The sequence below is a fragment of the Mitsuaria sp. PDC51 genome (genome assembly GCF_900113225.1).
Classification (GTDB): Bacteria; Pseudomonadota; Gammaproteobacteria; order Burkholderiales; family Burkholderiaceae_C; genus Roseateles.
Genome location: NZ_FOZE01000002.1, coordinates 1,216,098 through 1,232,291, shown reverse-complemented (window position 1 = coordinate 1,232,291; position 16,194 = coordinate 1,216,098). Strand labels below are relative to the sequence as shown.

General features: G+C 71.7%; 13 protein-coding genes and 1 riboswitch. Of the genes, 4 read left to right on the top strand and 9 right to left on the bottom strand.

Annotated features, from left to right (window positions below; all coding sequences use genetic code 11):
• Nucleotides 1–85: 85 nt before the first annotated feature.
• The 8 genes from BM393_RS16815 to BM393_RS16780 form a co-directional block, all read right to left on the bottom strand.
• Nucleotides 86–1,030 (bottom strand): transporter substrate-binding domain-containing protein, encoded by a 945-nt coding sequence (locus BM393_RS16815; protein ID WP_091728759.1) that lies wholly within the window; start codon nt 1,028–1,030, stop codon nt 86–88.
• Nucleotides 1,030–2,169, bottom strand: coding sequence for an FIST N-terminal domain-containing protein (locus tag BM393_RS16810; protein WP_091728755.1), 1,140 nt, complete (start codon nt 2,167–2,169; stop codon nt 1,030–1,032). The genes BM393_RS16815 and BM393_RS16810 overlap by 1 nt, the downstream gene beginning before the upstream one ends.
• Nucleotides 2,170–2,198: 29 nt before the next feature.
• Nucleotides 2,199–2,990 carry a PhaM family polyhydroxyalkanoate granule multifunctional regulatory protein gene (locus BM393_RS16805; protein WP_091728752.1) on the bottom strand — a complete coding sequence of 264 codons (792 nt, stop codon included), beginning with the start codon at nt 2,988–2,990 and terminating at the stop codon, nt 2,199–2,201.
• Nucleotides 2,991–3,096: 106 nt separating this feature from the next.
• Complete coding sequence (locus tag BM393_RS16800; protein ID WP_254783480.1) at nt 3,097–3,768, bottom strand: MarC family protein; 672 nt, start codon at nt 3,766–3,768, stop codon at nt 3,097–3,099.
• A gap of 91 nt (nt 3,769–3,859) precedes the next feature.
• Nucleotides 3,860–4,915: a TraB/GumN family protein gene (locus tag BM393_RS16795; RefSeq protein WP_091728748.1), complete on the bottom strand. Its 1,056-nt coding sequence runs from the start codon at nt 4,913–4,915 to the stop codon at nt 3,860–3,862.
• A gap of 10 nt (nt 4,916–4,925) precedes the next feature.
• Nucleotides 4,926–7,232: an ATP-binding protein gene (locus BM393_RS16790; RefSeq protein ID WP_091728744.1), complete on the bottom strand. Its 2,307-nt coding sequence runs from the start codon at nt 7,230–7,232 to the stop codon at nt 4,926–4,928.
• Nucleotides 7,233–7,359: 127 nt separating this feature from the next.
• Nucleotides 7,360–7,665 (bottom strand): DUF3567 domain-containing protein, encoded by a 306-nt coding sequence (locus BM393_RS16785; RefSeq protein WP_091728741.1) that lies wholly within the window; start codon nt 7,663–7,665, stop codon nt 7,360–7,362.
• Nucleotides 7,666–7,884: 219 nt separating this feature from the next.
• On the bottom strand, nt 7,885–8,583 hold the full coding sequence (locus tag BM393_RS16780) for a hypothetical protein (protein WP_091728738.1): 699 nt from the start codon (nt 8,581–8,583) through the stop codon (nt 7,885–7,887).
• 289 nt (nt 8,584–8,872) lie between these two features.
• Between BM393_RS16780 and BM393_RS16770 the strand changes: the two genes are divergently transcribed.
• The 3 genes from BM393_RS16770 to BM393_RS16760 are packed head-to-tail and all read left to right on the top strand — an operon-like array spanning nt 8,873 to nt 11,706.
• Nucleotides 8,873–9,931, top strand: coding sequence for a fumarylacetoacetate hydrolase family protein (locus tag BM393_RS16770; RefSeq protein WP_091728732.1), 1,059 nt, complete (start codon nt 8,873–8,875; stop codon nt 9,929–9,931).
• Nucleotides 9,912–10,589, top strand: a complete 678-nt coding sequence (locus BM393_RS16765) for a DUF4197 domain-containing protein (RefSeq protein WP_091728729.1) — start codon at nt 9,912–9,914, stop codon at nt 10,587–10,589. Before BM393_RS16770 ends, BM393_RS16765 begins: the two co-directional genes overlap by 20 nt.
• Before the next feature lie 40 nt (nt 10,590–10,629).
• Nucleotides 10,630–11,706, top strand: a complete 1,077-nt coding sequence (locus tag BM393_RS16760) for a homocysteine S-methyltransferase family protein (RefSeq protein WP_091728726.1) — start codon at nt 10,630–10,632, stop codon at nt 11,704–11,706.
• Between the two features lie 72 nt (nt 11,707–11,778).
• Here the strand turns inward: BM393_RS16760 and BM393_RS16755 are convergent, their stop codons facing one another.
• Nucleotides 11,779–12,984: an HD-GYP domain-containing protein gene (locus BM393_RS16755; RefSeq protein ID WP_141225369.1), complete on the bottom strand. Its 1,206-nt coding sequence runs from the start codon at nt 12,982–12,984 to the stop codon at nt 11,779–11,781.
• Nucleotides 12,985–13,205: 221 nt separating this feature from the next.
• Nucleotides 13,206–13,310: riboswitch (S-adenosyl-L-homocysteine riboswitch) on the top strand.
• A 150-nt stretch (nt 13,311–13,460) separates the two neighbouring features.
• Between BM393_RS16755 and metH the strand changes: the two genes are divergently transcribed.
• Nucleotides 13,461–16,163, top strand: a complete 2,703-nt coding sequence (gene metH / locus BM393_RS16750) for a methionine synthase (protein ID WP_091728719.1) — start codon at nt 13,461–13,463, stop codon at nt 16,161–16,163.
• The last annotated feature ends 31 nt before the right edge of the window (nt 16,164–16,194 follow it).

Here is a 16,194-nt window from a genome sequence, read left to right as displayed (position 1 = left end):
GTCGAACTGTAGCCGCGCGCGCTGACCCGGGCCTGAACCGGCGCGCCGGCGATGGGGGGAGCGCGACCGCTCATCGGGGGGAGATTCAGCGCCCGCCGGGCAGCGGCCACCACAGCGCCCGGCGGTCCAGCGGCGTGCGCGGCGGCAGCAGCGGATTGCGCAGGCGCAGCACGCGGCGCTGGTCGATGCGGTGGCGCCGCACGAGCTCTCCGAACAGCTGTCGCGACAGCCGCTCGAAGCTGCCGTCGGCGACCAGCGCCTCCATGCCGCGCGTGAGGTTCGCCGCCAGCCGTGGCCGGCCCGGCCGCACGAACATGTAGAGCGCCGCCGGGTAGTGCAGCAGCAGCGCGCTGTCGATGGCCAGGCGCTGCTCGGGGAAGCTGGCCAGCTCCGCGTCGATCTCGAAGATCGAGCGCGGGAAGTAGTCGAAGCGCCCCTGCGACAGCATCTGGAACAGCCCCTGGTAATGCGTGCTCACCTGCACCGGCAGGCCGTTGGCGCGCAGCACGGCGGTGTCGGGCCAGTCGTGCATCTGTCCGGCGGTCAGGCGCGCCAGGTCGCGAAGGTCCCGGACCTGGCGCAGACGGTCGCGGTCGTCGTCGCGGGTCAGGCACAGGCGCCAGCCGATCAGGCCGCGGTCCAGCGGGATGCGCACGGGCAGCAGCGTCTGCTCGCGCTGCGGGTCGGTCATGGTCCAGAAGACGTCGATGCCGGGATCGTCGCTGGCCATCTCCAGCAGCGCGCGGCTCTGGACCATCTCCGACTGCGTCGGGATCAGCGTGTAGCGCGCGCCGCTGCGCTGCAGCGCGGCATGCAGCAGGCTGATGAAGTAATCGACCTGCCGGTCCTGCTGGGGCAGGTGGCGCGGATAGACGACGGTGGCGGGCTCGGCCGCCGGGGCGCCCGACGCCTGCGGGTCGGGCGGTGTCGCGCCGGGGCGGGCGGCGACGTCGCGGGCGGCCCGCAGCGGCAGCGCGGTGCCCAGCGCCGAGGCCGCGGCGACCTGGAGCAGGTGGCGACGCGCCGGCATCAGCGATCCAGGAAGACGGTCAGCACGCCGGTGTAGCCATGCAGCCGCGCGTGGGCGATCTCGCCGTTGGCGAAGAAGCCGGCCAGTGGCACCTCGCCGAGCGCGTGCTGCACCCACTGCAGTTCGGCCGAGGGCGCGCCGAAGTGCGGTCCGCCGCGACCGGTGCAGCTGACGTAGAGGGCGCCGGCCATGTGGGCGCCGCGCTCCTCGGCCTCGGCGCGGATCTCGGTGCAGATGCGCACCAGGTCGCGGCGCGCGGCGTCGGGATGGCGTTCGCAGAAGCTCAGCAGCTCGCCGGTCCGCAGCTGCTCGGCGACGGCGATGCCGCGGCGGCCCGGATCCAGGCCGACCAGGTGGCGGACGCGGACCTCGGGGCCGTATTCGCGGCGGGCGCCGGGCTCGTCGTTCAATCCCACCAGCGTGCGCCGGAACAGCGGCATCGCCTGGCGCAGCGAGCCGGACTCGCCGGTGTACGCGGGCAGCTTCAGGTCCTCGAGCAGGGCGTCGAGCGCGGGCAGGCCGTCGAGTTCCGTGACCAGCGGGCCGTCGCAGGCGGTGACGCGGCGCTCGCGACCCAGCGGCTGGCAGCCCTGGCTGACGCGCAAGATCCAGCGCACCTCCGGTCCGAGCGCCAGGCCCGACAGGCCGCCGGCGAAGACGCCGTCGGCGATCTGCACCGCGTCGTCACCGCCGCTCACCAGGCCGCCGAACAGGTAGCCGCTGCTGCAGCGCTGGGCCAGCTCGCCGATCAGCTCCTGCAGATCGGGCGTGCCGCCGTCGGCGTGCAACAGCAGGCTGCGCGCCTCGCCCTCGGGCGGCAGCGGCTGGCGGCCGGAAAAGACGCGCCACTGGTCCGGCGGCAGGTCGCAGAGCATGACGACCAGCGCCGGCTCGTCGAAATACTCGACGCCGCTGGCGCTCACCGCCAGCGCCGACGCGCCGACCCAGCCGCAGCCGGGCCAGCGCTGGCGGACCTCGTCCAGCAGCGCCTGCGCCTGCGGCACGTAGGGGTGGGTCAGGTAGAGGAAGCCCAGCGTCGGCGTCATGCCGGCGCGCTGGCCCTCCAGCTGCGCGCCGGCCAGGGCCAGCGCCATGTGGGGGTCGGGATGGGTGGCGTGAGCCTGGAGGAAACGAGGCATGGACGGCCCTCGGGGGAACTGCGGGAGGCTCAGGGAGTCTTGCGTTTGGAAGCGGTCGTCTTGCGGGCCGGCGCGGCCTTGGCGGCCGGCTTGGCCGCCGACTTGGCCGCCGACTTGGCCGCCGCTCTGGGCGCGCGATCCGTCGATGCCTTGGCCGTGCCCTTCGCGGCGGAGGGGCGCGTCGCCGCGGGCCGACCCGACGGCGCGGCCGGCGAGGCGGCGGCCGTGGACGCCGCCGTGGCGACCGACGCCGCGGTCTGCGCGCTCTTCATCGCGTTGGCCGCGACCTGCGTGAATTGCTGGGTGAGGGCGTTCCACCACTGCATCGGGTCGGCGCCGGCGGGCTTGGCGCCGGGCGCCTTGGCCGGCTCGGCGGCGTCCTCGGCCGGCGCGGCCTTCGATGCGGGCTCGGCGGCAGGCGATGAGGACGGCGCGGCCGTTGTGGCCTTCGGTGCCGGGGCCGGCGCGGACGACGGCGACGGCGACGGCGACGAAGGGGACGACGCCCCCGGGAAGGGCGGCGGCACGGGGGTCTTCAGCGCATCCTTGAGGTCGGCCATCGGCACGTTCATCGCGTGCAGCGTGGACAGCGTCATGCGCTGCACCTCGAGCGCCTGGATGGTCGCGGTCAGCATGCGGGCGTTGTTCTCGAGCCAGAACTGCACGGTGCGCAGCTCGTCGATGCGCTTGTCCAGCTCCTGCGGATCCAGCGTGGGGGCCACCCACTGGTTGAAGCCGGGGATCGCGGCGCCGGCGTTCTTCATCAGCCCCTGCAGGAAGTCGAAGCCAGGAACGAATTTGCTGAAGTCGGTGTCCGCCATGCTGTCTCCTCGGTGGGCTTGCGGCGACGCCTGCCTGGGCGCGGCCGTGAGCGTCGATCCTACGCCGCGGCGGGAGGCCTCCGCGCAGGACGGGGCGAGGGTCGCCTCAGGTCGGGATGTGGTTCAGGTCGGCCCAGCCGGACCAGAGGATCTGGATGCCGATGCACAGCAGCACGAAGGCCATCAGCCGCATCATGACCAGGGTGCCGACCTCGCCCATGCGCATCAGCAGCCGGCCGCCGTTGCGGTAGACCAGGTAGACGACGGCCGCCGTGATGGCCGCGCCGATCGCGGCGATGCCGGCCTGCATCACGTAGGGGATGGGCGAGCGCGGGATCTGCGCGCCCAGCGCGATCGCCGCGGCGATGCTGCCCGGGCCGGTGGTCAGCGGGAAGGTGATGGGGAAGAAGCTGCGCCGCACGATCTCGGCCTCGCTGATGTCGCCGGGCGACGAATGCACCACGGCGGTCTGGACGTCGTCGGTCTCGTTGCGGGTCAGCATCACCCAGGCGCTGTAGGCCACCAGCAGGCCGCCGCCCACGCGCACCACCGGCAGCGAGATGCCGAACAGGTCCAGCACGTAGGTGCCCACCAGCAGCGACACCATGATCACCACCCAGCCGTTGATCGCGACCTGGCGCGACAGCCGCTTGAGGACCTTGTCGTCGCCGCCGGCCGCGCCGATGACGATCGGGGCCACGCCCACCGGATTGATGATGGGCAGCAGCGTCAGCGGCACCAGGAACAGCGATTGGAGGAAGGACGGCAGGGGGTCCAAGATGCGGGACTCCGAAGGGAAAAGGAAGGGTCTGACGGAAGGCGCCGCGGCGGGGCCGGGCGCGAAGGCGGCCCAGTGTGCCGCAACTCGGTCACCGCGATCCGGAGGGCGGCATCAGGGTTACCTCGAAGCCGTGCTCCCGCAGCAGCGCGGGCAGCGCCCGCGGGCCGGTCATGTGCATCGCGCCGACGGCCACCAGCAGCGACTGGCCGCGCTGGTGCAGCTCGGCGATCCGCTCGGCGAGCGCCGGGTTGCGACCGTCGTTGATGCGTCTCAGCGCCGTGCGGTCCGCGGCGTCGGTGACGCAATCGCACCACTCGGCGTAGCGGTTCAGCCGCGCCAGGTCGCCGCGGTCGTAGACGGCGACCATCGTGTCCAGCGTGCGCAGCAGCGTGGCGGGGCGCTCCAGCTGGCGCAGGTTGGCCCGCAGCTCGTGGCGGGCGGCGTCGACATCGGCGGGCAGCAGCGCCTCGAGCTGGCCCTGCAGCGTCTCCAGCGCCAGCACCGGCAGGCCGCGCTCGCGGGCCCACTGGCTCAGCAGCATCTCCTGGCCGTACCGCACGTCCAGCCCCAGCGCGCGGGCGCGCAGCAGCATGTAGGTGCTGGTCTGCAGCAGCGGATGCATCGTCGCGAGCGCGCCCGGCGGCAGGCAGACCGCGGCGGCCTGGGCGTCCAGGCGGCGGCGCAGCGAGGCGTCCAGCGGCAGCTCGGGCATCGGCGGCATCTGCCAGGCATCGCGGTCCAGCGGATCGAGTTCGAGCGCCACCGCGTCGACCTGCGCCAGAGCGGCGAGCAGGCGCGGTCCGGGCGCGGCCCAGGCGGGACGGCCGACATGCAGGCTGGCATAGAGGTAGGAGGTGCGGCCGTCGCGGCTCAGCGTCCACATCACGCCGCGATCCTTGGCGAGCGCGGCCAGACGCGCGGCGGGCAGCGGCGCGGGCTCGGCGGGGCAACTGGCCTTGGGCGGCGGCGCGGCCGCGGCAGGAGCGGCTTGCGCGGCGGTGCCGAGCAGCAAAGCGAGCGTCAGCGGCAGGAGCACCGCTCGGCGCGCTACCTGGCTCAGTCGCGCGAGGCAGCGGAACACCAGTCGCGCGAGGCAGCGGAAGAGGAACGAGAGCAGCATGCCCGGCACGATGCCATAGAACATGGCGTGGGGGTCAGGCCTCGCCCCGGCGGAAACCCATCGGGCGGCGCTGGCGGACGTCCGGCTTCACGCGGTGCTCGGCCTCGAGCAGCGTCAGGAATTCATCCGGCGACAGCGCCTCGCCCAGGATCTCGGCCTGCTGCCGCACTGCGGCGAAGTCGCCCAGCGTCAGCGCGTCCAGCGCGCGCAACCGGTCGGCCTGCGGCTCATCGGGCGGCAGGCCCAGTTCGCGCTCGAACATCGTCAGCCGCTGGTCCGGCCGCAGCGGCTTGAAGCGGATCTTGAAGCTGAAGCGGCGCAGCGCCGCCTCGTCGAGGTCGTCGAAGGCATTGGTCGTGCAGATGAACAGGCCGGCATGGCGCTCCATGCCCGCCAGCATCTCGTTGACCTCGCTGACCTCGTAATGCCGCTCGGCCATGCGGCGGCTGCGCAGGAAGCTGTCGGCCTCGTCCAGCAGCAGCACCGCGCCCTCGGCGGCGGCGGCCTCGAACATGCGGGCCATGTTCTGCTCGGTCTCGCCGACGTACTTGGACATCAGGTCGCTGGCCAGCCGCACCATCAGCGGCCGCTGCAGTTCCGCGGCGATGTGCTCGGCCAGCGCGGTCTTGCCGCTGCCCGGCGGTCCGTGGAAGCACAGCGTGCCCAGACCGCGACGGCGCAGCGCCTCGATCAGACGCGGCAGCGCGAAGCGGCATTCGCAGTGGATCAGGTCGAGCGAATAACGCGTCGCCGCCGGACGCGCCTGCGGCGAGACGTCGACCAGGCCGAGCGCCTTGTCGGCATGCAGCAGCTGCCGGCTGACCAGCCGCTCGTTGGCGACGGCGTCCGCGGCCGCCTCGCCGCCGGCCAGGCGGGCGAAGCGCACCGCGGTGCGCACCTGCGCCGGCGTCAGCCCGCGGCGCTCGGCCAGGCGCTCGGCGAAACCGTCGGGCACCGGCAGTTCCTCCAGCGCCTTGCGCACCAGGCCCAGCCGCGCGCCCGGCGGCGGCGAGGTCAGCTCCAGGTGGTACTGGAAGCGGCGCCGGAAGGCGGGGTCGATGTGCTCGATGCGATTGGTGATCCAGAGCACCGGGACCGGGTTGCTCTCCAGGATCTGGTTGACCCAGGCCTTGCCGTTGACGGCCATCGGCGCCGGCACCTCCAGCGCCGCGTCCAGCCGCGCCATCAGGTGGGCCGCGTCGCCGCTCAGGTGCGGGAACACGTCCTCGACCTCGTCGAACAGCAGGGCCACCTCGCGGCTGGCCTTCAGGAAGACCTGGCTGATCTGCAGCGAGCGGTAGCGGTCGCGCCCGGTCAGCGCATTGCCGTCGCGGTCGGCGTACTCGACCTCGTAGAGCGTCAGCCCGGCCTCGCGCGCGGCGACCTTGGCCAGCTCCGTCTTGCCGGTGCCCGGCGGGCCGTAGATCAGCACGTTCACGCCGGGCTGGCCCTGCGTCACCGCATGGCGCAGCAGGGTGGCGAGGATGCCCACGTCCTCGGCGATGAAGTCGAAGTCGGCGCGCTGCAGCGGACTGGGCGCGACCGGGCGCGTGAACACCGCCATCAGGTCCTGCGGGCCGTCGTAGGCGCGCATCAGCACCGGCGGCAGTTGCTCGCTGACCTTCATCAGGTCGGAGAGGTCGGTGATGTTGTGCTCGGCGATCAGGTTCTCGATCATGCCGACCCGCTCCAGCCGCGAGCCGGCGCGCAAGGCCTCCGCGACCTCGTGCGGATCGACGCCCGCCACCTCCGCGATCGCCGCGAAGGCCTCCTGCGCGGTGTTGACCTTGAACTCGACCAGCGCGCCGCGCAGCTCGCGCTGGTAGCGGGCGAGGGTGCCGTAGAGCAGCAGGGCGCGCTCGGCCGCGTTGAGCTGCAGCAGGCGGCCCAGCACGTCGATGTTCTGCTCCACCAGCGTGGACTGGCTGCGCAGCTGCGCGTCGAGCGCGTCGCAGGTGCAGGACAGCAGCGCGAGCAGGTCCTTGGGCGCGTCCTTGATGTATTCGTCGAGGTAGAAGAACAGCGTCGCCTCGGCGAACGGGCCGCGCCAGACGCCGTGGCGCGCGAGGAAGGCGGCGTCGCCCAGCCGCTCATGGCCGGCCCAGAGCGAATGCCCCTGGCAGCGGCGCGCGAGGTAGCCCCGCACGCGGGCCAGCACCGGCGAGGGCCAGACCAGGTGCCGCGCGGTCAGCGCGAGCAGGCCGCTGAGGTCGCGGCGAGGGTTGAAGCGGTTGGCGTGGCGGACTGTGAGCGTCAGCACGAAGTGCGAGCACATGCGATCCAGGACCGGGCTCTCGGACAGGCCCGGGGACACCAGCGGAGGCTGCGCGCGCTTGCCCATGATTCGTGCGGAGGGGGAGGGCCTCACCGCCTGGGGCGGTGCATGGCCGCACGATCTTGGCGCAGCGGGTGCCGCGCGACAAGCCCCGGTCCCCCGCAGGTGGAGGGCGCCGGGGCCGGTCGGGGGGTCAATGCATGACGACGGGCTGCTGGCCCAGGTTGGCGTAGGTGGCGATGAAGGCGTCGAGGTCGTCGACGTCCGGGCCTTGCTCGATCAGCGCCTCCACGCCTTCCTGGAAGGTCTGGGCCAGGGCGCCCTCGATGAAGATTTCCTTGCGGGTGAACTTGTCGACGATCTCGAAACCATCGCGCTGCAGCGAGGGCAGGTGGGTGTGGTCCGCCTGCGCGGCATGCGCCGCGTCACCGGGGGACGGGTCGACCGGAACATCGAACTGCACGACGATGTAGCTCGGCGAGTCGTAGAGCATGTGCATGAAGGACTCCTTTGTGACAGGAGTTATGGCCTGACGCGATGGATTCAAGCCCCATCGCTCCCAACCAGGCCATGACCCCATGGTGGCAGAACTTGCCGGCACGGATTCGTCCGGTCCCAAGCATTTGTGGTGCCAACCGCACAGGGTTTCACGGATTCACGGAACGTAACGTGTTCGCGTGCCATGGCCGTCGTGCCGGCACGCGCGACACCGGCAGGGTCAATCCAGCAATCGGAGCGCCCACTGCTCGTCGTCGTCGAGGCTGAAACGCAGGTCCACCGGCAGGAAACCGCGCTGTCCGTCCAGCCAGGCCGACCATTGCAGCGCGGGCCGGCCGGGGCCGCGTCGCAGCGCGCGCTGCAGCAACCAGCGGTCGCCGTCGCGCGCGACCACCTCGAAGTCCCAGTCGTGCACGCCGGTCGCGCCGGCCACCGGCATGCGCAGCCGCAGGCCGACATGCGGCGCGGGCTCGGCCGCCATCAGCGCCGCCAGCTGCAGCCACCACGACAGGCGGTCCTGCGTGCCCGCCGACAGCGTGTAGGCGCGTGCGCCGACAAGCAGACGCGGCGGGACGGCATCCTGGTCGAAGACAAGCAGCTCGCGCTCGCGGCCTTGACGGCGCACGCGATGACGTTCCGGCTGCAAACCTTGCGGACCGACGCGACCTTCGCTGCGCCAGAGCGGCAATTCACGGTCGCCGGCGCGGCGCTCCAGGGTCATGTCGTAGCGTCCGTCCTCGATCCGGAAATTCAGCGAAGCCTCACCGGGCTGGCCGTCGATGACGAAGGCATAGGCGAGCGATCCTTCACCGCGCAGCGGCAAGGCGAGCAGCGCGGGGACGGGGCGGGCGTCGGCGAGCGGCGGGGCTGTGGTCGCGATGGCGGGCACCGCGCCGGGCGCGCGTTCCGGCGTCGTCACGGGCGGCGCAACGAGTGGCTCAACAGGTGGCGTAACAGGCGATGCAACCGGTGGCGTGATGGACGGCGCGATGGGCGCCGCCAAGGACTCGGGCCGCCGGGGCGCGTCGATGAGGCGGGTCGCCATCGCGCTCGCGTCGACCGCGCGGGGCGCGGGCCGTCGCGACAGCGCATTCATCACGGCCGCATGCAGCAGCAGCGCGGCCGCGAGCGCGACGCCGAGCGCCTTCCGATCCTGAGGTGAAAATGCCGCCAACGCTCGCCCGACGAATGACTGTCCGACCACAACAATGAAACTCGCAACTTACCGCGATGGATCGCGCGACGGCCAACTGGTGGTCGTGTCGCGCGACCTGAGCCAGGCATGCTATGCCAACGGCATCGCCACGCGCCTGCAGCAGGTGCTCGACGACTGGAACTTCATGGCGCCGCAGCTGGAGACGCTGTCGCTGTCGCTGAACCAGGGCCGCGCGCGGCATGCGTTCGCCTTCGATCCCCGGCAGTGCATGGCGCCGCTGCCGCGCCTGGCCGGCTGGATCGCCGGCGAGGCCTATCCCGGACAGGGCCAGGCACTGCGCGAGCGCGGCCTGGCCTGGCCGGAGCGCCTGAGTGCGCCGCTGCTGCGCGCCGGCGGCGCCGAGGCGCTGCTCGGGCCGGCCGATCCGCTGGACCTGCGCGCGCCGGGCCTGGAGCCCGAGGCGCAACTCGCGGTCCTCACCGGCGATCTGGCGCAGGGCGCGGTGCCGTCGCAGGCGCTGGAATCGGTCCGGCTGCTGATGCTGGTCAGCGACTGGGTGCTGCGGCCGGCGCAGCAGGAGGAGCTGGCCAATGGCTGGCCGGCGCTGCACAGCCGCCCGGCGCTGCAGTTCGCGCCGGTCGCCCTCACGCCCGATGAACTGCCCGGCGCCTGGTACCTCGGTCGCGCGGCGCTGCAGCTGCAGATCATGCGCAACGGGCGCAAGCAGGCCGTCGTCGATGCGAAGGCCGGCATGCAGTGGTCCTTCGGCGACCTGCTCGCCGAGGCCACCCGCAACCGGCCGCTGCGCGCCGGCACGCTGGTCGGCGCCGGCATGCCGGTGCTGGGCAAGCCGGTCGTGCTCGAGGCCGGCGACAGCCTGCGCATCGAGTTCAAGCTCGGTGACGGCCCCGGCCCGTTCGGCGCCATCGACATGGACCTCGCGGAATCGGAGCAGGCTTCGTCGCTCGCGGCCGATGTCGATGCCGATGCCGCGGATGCCGATGCCGATGCCGATGCCGACGCGACGCCGCCGGTCGAGCCCGCCGAGCCCGCCGCCACTGCGGCGGCCGATACCCCCGAAGGAGACCTCGATGAACCTGCTTCGCCGTGACCTGATCGCGCTGCTGGGCGCGGGCTGCGCCTCGCCCTGGGCGATGGCCTTGAACCTGAGCGAGGGCGACGCCGCCTCCGGCGTGCGCGCGGCCCTGGAGCGCGGCGCGCAGGCGGCGCTCGCGAACCTGGGCCGCACCGACGGCTTCCTGGGCAATCCGCAGGTGCGCATCGAGCTGCCGGGCGCGCTCAAGGACGCGGCCCGGCTGCTGCGCACCACCGGCCAGGGGCGGCGCATCGACGAGCTGGTGACCTCGATGAACCGCGCCGCCGAGCAGGCGATGCCCGAGGCGCGCCAGCTGCTGGTCAGCACCGTGCGCAATATCAGCGTCGAGGACGCGGTGCGGATCGTGCGCGGCGGCGACAGCGCGGTGACGCGCTTCTTCGAGGACAAGACGCGCTCGCCGCTGACCGACCGCTTCCTGCCGATCGTGACGAAGGCGACCGAGCGCCAGTCGCTGAGCGAGAAGTACAACGCCGTCGCCGGGAAGGCCCTGGGCTTCGGCCTGATCCGCAAGGAGGACGCCAACCTGCAGTCCTACGTCACCGACAAGGCGCTGGACGGGCTGTATTTCATGATCGGCCAGGAGGAGAAGAAGATCCGCCAGGACCCGGTGGGCACCGGCAGCGCCATCCTGAAGAAGGTCTTTGGCGGATGAGAAGGCTGGGGCCGGGCGCGGTTTTTTACAATCGCGCCCCATGAACGCCCTGACCGCCGCCCGTCCCGCCGCCGCCTACACCCGCGGCGCCGCCTTGCCCGCCCTCCTGGCGCAACGCATCGCCGTCCTGGATGGTGCGATGGGGACGATGATCCAGCGCTACAAGCTGACCGAGGCGGACTTCCGCGGCGCGCGCTTCGCGGACCATCCCAAGGACCTCAAGGGCAACAACGACCTGCTGGTGCTGACCAAGCCCGAGGTCATCAGCGAGATCCACCGCCAGTACCTGGACGCCGGCGCCGACATCATCGAGACCAACACCTTCGGCACGACCACCGTCGCGCAGGAGGACTACGGGCTGGAGGCCTTCGCCTACGAGATGAACGTCGCCGCGGCGCGCCTGGCGCGCGAGGCCTGCGACGCGTTCAGCACGCCGGACAAGCCGCGCTTCGCGGCGGGCGCGCTCGGCCCGACGCCGCGCACGGCGTCCATCAGTCCCGACGTGAACGACCCGGGCGCGCGCAACGTCGACTTCGACACGCTGCGCGCCGCCTATTACGAGCAGGCCAAGGGCTTGCTCGAGGGCGGCGTCGACCTGTTCCTGATCGAGACCATCTTCGACACGCTCAACGCCAAGGCCGCGATCTTCGCGGTGGACGAGCTGATGGAGGACACCGGCGAGCGCCTGCCGGTGATCATCTCCGGCACGGTGACCGACGCGTCGGGCCGCATCCTGTCGGGGCAGACGGTGACGGCGTTCTGGCACTCGGTGCGCCACGCGCGGCCGCTGGCGATCGGCCTGAACTGCGCGCTCGGCGCGGCGCTGATGCGGCCCTACATCGAGGAGCTGTCCAAGGCGGCCGGCGACACGCCGATCTCCTGCTACCCGAATGCCGGCCTGCCCAACCCGATGAGCGACACCGGCTTCGACGAGACGCCGGACGTCACCGGCCGGCTGGTGGGCGAGTTCGCCGCAGCCGGCTTCCTGAACATCGCCGGCGGCTGCTGCGGCACGACGCCCGACCACATCCGCGCGATCGCGCAGAAGGTCGCCGCCTACCGGCCGCGCCCGTGGGGCAGCAAGCTGTTCAGCGGCCTGATCACTGAAGGCGTCTGATCCCTCCCTCTCCCACTTCGCGGGAGAGGGCGCGGGTGAGGGCCGGAGGGGCAGCGGCCAGGGCAGTCCAGCTCAATAGAGCTTGAGCATCGCGTCCATGTGGACGCGCAACCGGACTTCATGCGGCGCCAGGCTGGCCGAGATCGCCTGCGCCGGCAGGCGCGTGTCGCGCAGCACCGGCACGGTCAGCGGCGAGCCGCTGCGGCCGATCAGCGCCGCCACCTGCGGTTCGCTCGCGCTGTGCCCGCGCTTGAGCACCATGCCCTCCTCGCCGTTGGCCAGCCGAACCAGCGATCCCGGCGGATAGAGGCCGATCGCCTTGATCAGCGCGGCGCCCGCCTCGTCGGGCTGCTGCAGCTCGTCCAGGTAGACCGCCCGCGCGGCCTGCGCCGCCGACAGCGCCCGGCGGTTGCGTCGCGGGCTCAATCGCGCGCCATAGACGTCGATGCGGCGCAGCAGGCGCGCCATCAGCTCCCCGTCCGCGCGGCCGGCCAGCGGGCCCGGCCCGGCGTCGTGATGCAGGCGGACCGCGACCAGCCAGGCCTCGTCGTCGACCCCGATCCCTTGCAGCGTGGCCGCCGCGCGGTCGCCATGGCCGGCCAGCTGCTCGCGCTGCGCCTGGGCCAGCGCCTCGGGCCGCAGCGCATGCTGGTCCTGCTGGGCGGCGCTGTCCAGGTTCATCGTCAGCGCCGCCAGGCCCAGCGTGCGCCGGCGGCCCTCGCTCCAGCCGAGCTGGCGGGTCGTCATCTCCGCCAGCACCAGCGACAGCAGCGCATGCCGCGCGCTGTACTGCAGCGGCTCCTGGCCCGCGTCGTGCACCAGCATCGCCAGCGAGGCATCGGGCTGCTGCGTCAGACGCGACAGCACCGTGTCCAGCAGCTGCGCCAGGCGCAGGAGGAAGTCCGGCCGATGCGGATCGCGCAGCACCTGCTGCGCATGCCATTGCAGGTCGGCCCAGATGGCGGTGTGCGCCGGCCCCGTCGCCGCCGGCAGTGGCATGGGGCGCGTGGGCTTGTACTCGGCCTTGGCATTGGCCAGCGCGGACAGCGAGGCCCCCTGCAGCATCATCGTGTCGAGCTTGTGGGCGAGGGCGCGCTGGTACTCCCGCGTCTCGTGCGCCTGGACCCAGGGCCCGCGCGCCAGCAGCTCGCGCACCTGCGGCGTGTCGGGCAGCGGATGCCCGGCGGCGAACAGCAGGTGCCCCGCCGCGTCGCGCAGCGAGAAGGTCAGCACCTGTCCCACGCGCAGGCTGTTTGAAGGAAGTTGGACCAGATCCACGTGGCCTTCCCGGCGACCGGACGTCGCCTCCTCGTTGTTGTCGTTGTCGGATGTCGCCGTGCCTGCGCCGGTTCCCCCCACCGCGGCACGCTGCGGGCGAGCATAGGTCCGCGCGAGGCTTCGGCAGGCATTCCGGCACGAACAAAGCAGGGCCGGACCGGTAGAATGCACGCCGTTTCCGCTGCCAGCAATGCCGCATTCGCGGCATCGGGGCGGCGGTGGTTTCCGAGGAGCGTTGCGACAGGTCCCGTCATCCGGGCGCCCGCCAGGCTCGGAACGGCGCGGTCGGACCCCGGGACCCCGCTGAACAACGACGCTCACCGTCCCGCCCCGCGCGGGGTTGCGGTGAGTTGCGCGGCCCCGTCTCGATCCAGCTTCCTCCAGCCTCGAAGAGCGCCGCCGCCATGTCCGCCCTCCCTCCCGCTTCCGACGCTTCCGACGCCAGCACCGCTCCGGGCCGCGCCGCCGTCCCCCCGATGAAGCTCTCCGGCCTGGAGCCGGTGGCCATCGGCGCCGGCACGCTGTTCGTCAACGTCGGCGAACGCACCAACGTCACCGGCTCCAAGGCCTTCGCGCGGATGATCCTGAATGGCGATTTCGAGCAGGCGCTGAGCGTCGCCCGCCAGCAGGTCGAGAACGGCGCCCAGGTCATCGACATCAACATGGACGAGGCCATGCTCGACAGCAAGGCCGCGATGGTGCGCTTCCTCAACCTGATCGCCTCCGAGCCCGAGATCGCGCGCGTGCCGATCATGATCGACTCGTCCAAGTGGGAGGTGATCGAGGCCGGGCTCAAGTGCATCCAGGGCAAGGGCATCGTCAACTCGATCTCGCTGAAGGAGGGCGAGACCGAGTTCCGCCGCCAGGCCAAGCTGATCCGCCGCTATGGCGCGGCCACCGTGGTGATGGCCTTCGACGAGACCGGCCAGGCCGATACCTACGAACGCAAGATCCAGATCTGCGAGCGCGCCTACCGGCTGCTGGTCGACGAGATCGGCTTCCCGCCCGAGGACATCATCTTCGACCCCAACATCTTCGCGATCGCCACCGGCATCGAGGAGCACAACAACTACGCGGTCGACTTCATCGAGGCCACGCGCTGGATCAAGGCGAACCTGCCCGGAGCGAAGGTCAGCGGCGGCGTGTCCAACGTGTCCTTCAGCTTCCGCGGCAACGAGCCGGTGCGCGAGGCCATCCACACGGTCTTCCTGTACCACGCGATCCAGGCGGGGATGGACATGGGCATCGTCAACGCCGGCATGGTCGGCGTCTACGACGAGATCCCCGCCGACCTGCGCGAGCGCGTCGAGGACGTGGTGCTGAACCGCCGCGAGGACGCGACCGAGCGGCTGCTCGAGGTGGCCGAGTCGGTCAAGGGCGCGGCCAAGGACGACAGCGCCAAGCTGGCCTGGCGCGCCGGCGACGTCGACGCGCGGCTGTCGCATGCGCTGATCCACGGCATCACCGATTTCATCGTCGAGGACACCGAGGAGGCCTGGCAGGGCATCCGTGCCAAGGGCGGCCGGCCGCTGCACGTGATCGAGGGCCCGCTGATGGCCGGCATGAACGTGGTCGGCGACCTGTTCGGCGCGGGCAAGATGTTCCTGCCGCAGGTGGTCAAGAGCGCGCGGGTGATGAAGTCTGCGGTGGCCCACCTGGTGCCCTACATCGAGGAGGAGAAGCGTCAGCTCGCCGCCGCCGGCGCCGACGTCCGCTCCAAAGGCAAGATCGTCATCGCGACGGTGAAAGGCGACGTGCACGACATCGGCAAGAACATCGTCACGGTGGTCCTGCAGTGCAACAACTTCGAGGTCGTGAACATGGGCGTGATGGTCCCGTGCCAGGACATCCTCGCCAAGGCCAAGGTCGAAGGCGCCGACATCATCGGGCTCTCGGGCCTGATCACGCCCAGCCTGGAGGAGATGCAGCACGTCGCCGCGGAAATGCAGCGCGACGACTACTTCCGCGTGAAGAAGATCCCGCTGCTGATTGGCGGCGCCACGACCAGCCGCGTGCACACGGCGGTCAAGATCTCGCCGCATTACGAAGGGCCGGTGGTCTACGTGCCCGACGCGTCGCGCTCGGTGGGCGTGTGCTCGGACCTGCTGTCCGATGAACGCGCCACGCGCTTCATCGACGAGCTGAAGTCCGATTACGAGAAGGTCCGCGAGCTGCACGCCAACAAGAAGCAGACGCCGCTGGTGACGCTGGCGCAGGCGCGTGCGAACAAGCAGCGCGCCGACTTCACGACCTACACCCCGCCGGCGCCGCGCTTCATCGGCCGGCGCCAGTTCCGCAACTACGACCTGGCCGAACTGGCGCAGTGCATCGACTGGGGCCCGTTCTTCCAGACCTGGGACCTGGCCGGGCCGTTCCCGGCCATCCTCAAGGACGAGGTCGTCGGCACCGAGGCCCAGCGCGTCTTCAGCGACGGCAAGCGCATGCTGCAGCGGCTGATCGAAGGCCGCTGGCTGACCGCCAATGGCGTGGTGGGCCTGTACCCGGCCGCGCAGGTCAACGACGACGACATCGAGATCTACAGCGACGAGTCGCGCTCGGAGGTGCTGATGACCTGGCGCGGGCTGCGCATGCAGTCCGAGCGGCCGGTGGTGGACGGCGTGCGCCGGCCCAACCGGGCGCTGGCGGACTTCATCGCGGCCAAGGGCACGGTGCCGGACTACATCGGGCTGTTCGCGGTCACCGCCGGCCTGGGCGTGGACAAGAAGGAGCAGCAGTTCATCGACGACCTGGACGACTACTCCGCGATCATGCTCAAGGCGCTGGCCGACCGGCTGGCCGAGGCCTTCGCCGAGCGGCTGCACCAGCGCGTGCGGATGGACTTCTGGGGCTACGCGGCCGACGAGGCGCTCAGCAACGAGCAACTGATCGCCGAGGCCTACCGGGGCATCCGTCCCGCGCCGGGCTATCCGGCCTGCCCGGACCACCTGGTCAAGCGGGACATGTTCCGCGTGCTGCAGGCCGAGGACATCGGCATGGCGCTGACCGAAGGCATGGCGATGACGCCGGCGGCCAGCGTCAGCGGTTTCTACCTCGCGCATCCGGAGGCGACCTACTTCAATGTGGGCCGCATCGGCGACGACCAGGTGGCGGACTGGGCGGCCCGCATGGCGCTGGATCCGCAGGACGCGCAGCGGGCGCTCGCGCCGCTGCTGGGCTGACGCGCCGGAGCAACGAAAACCGCAGGACGCG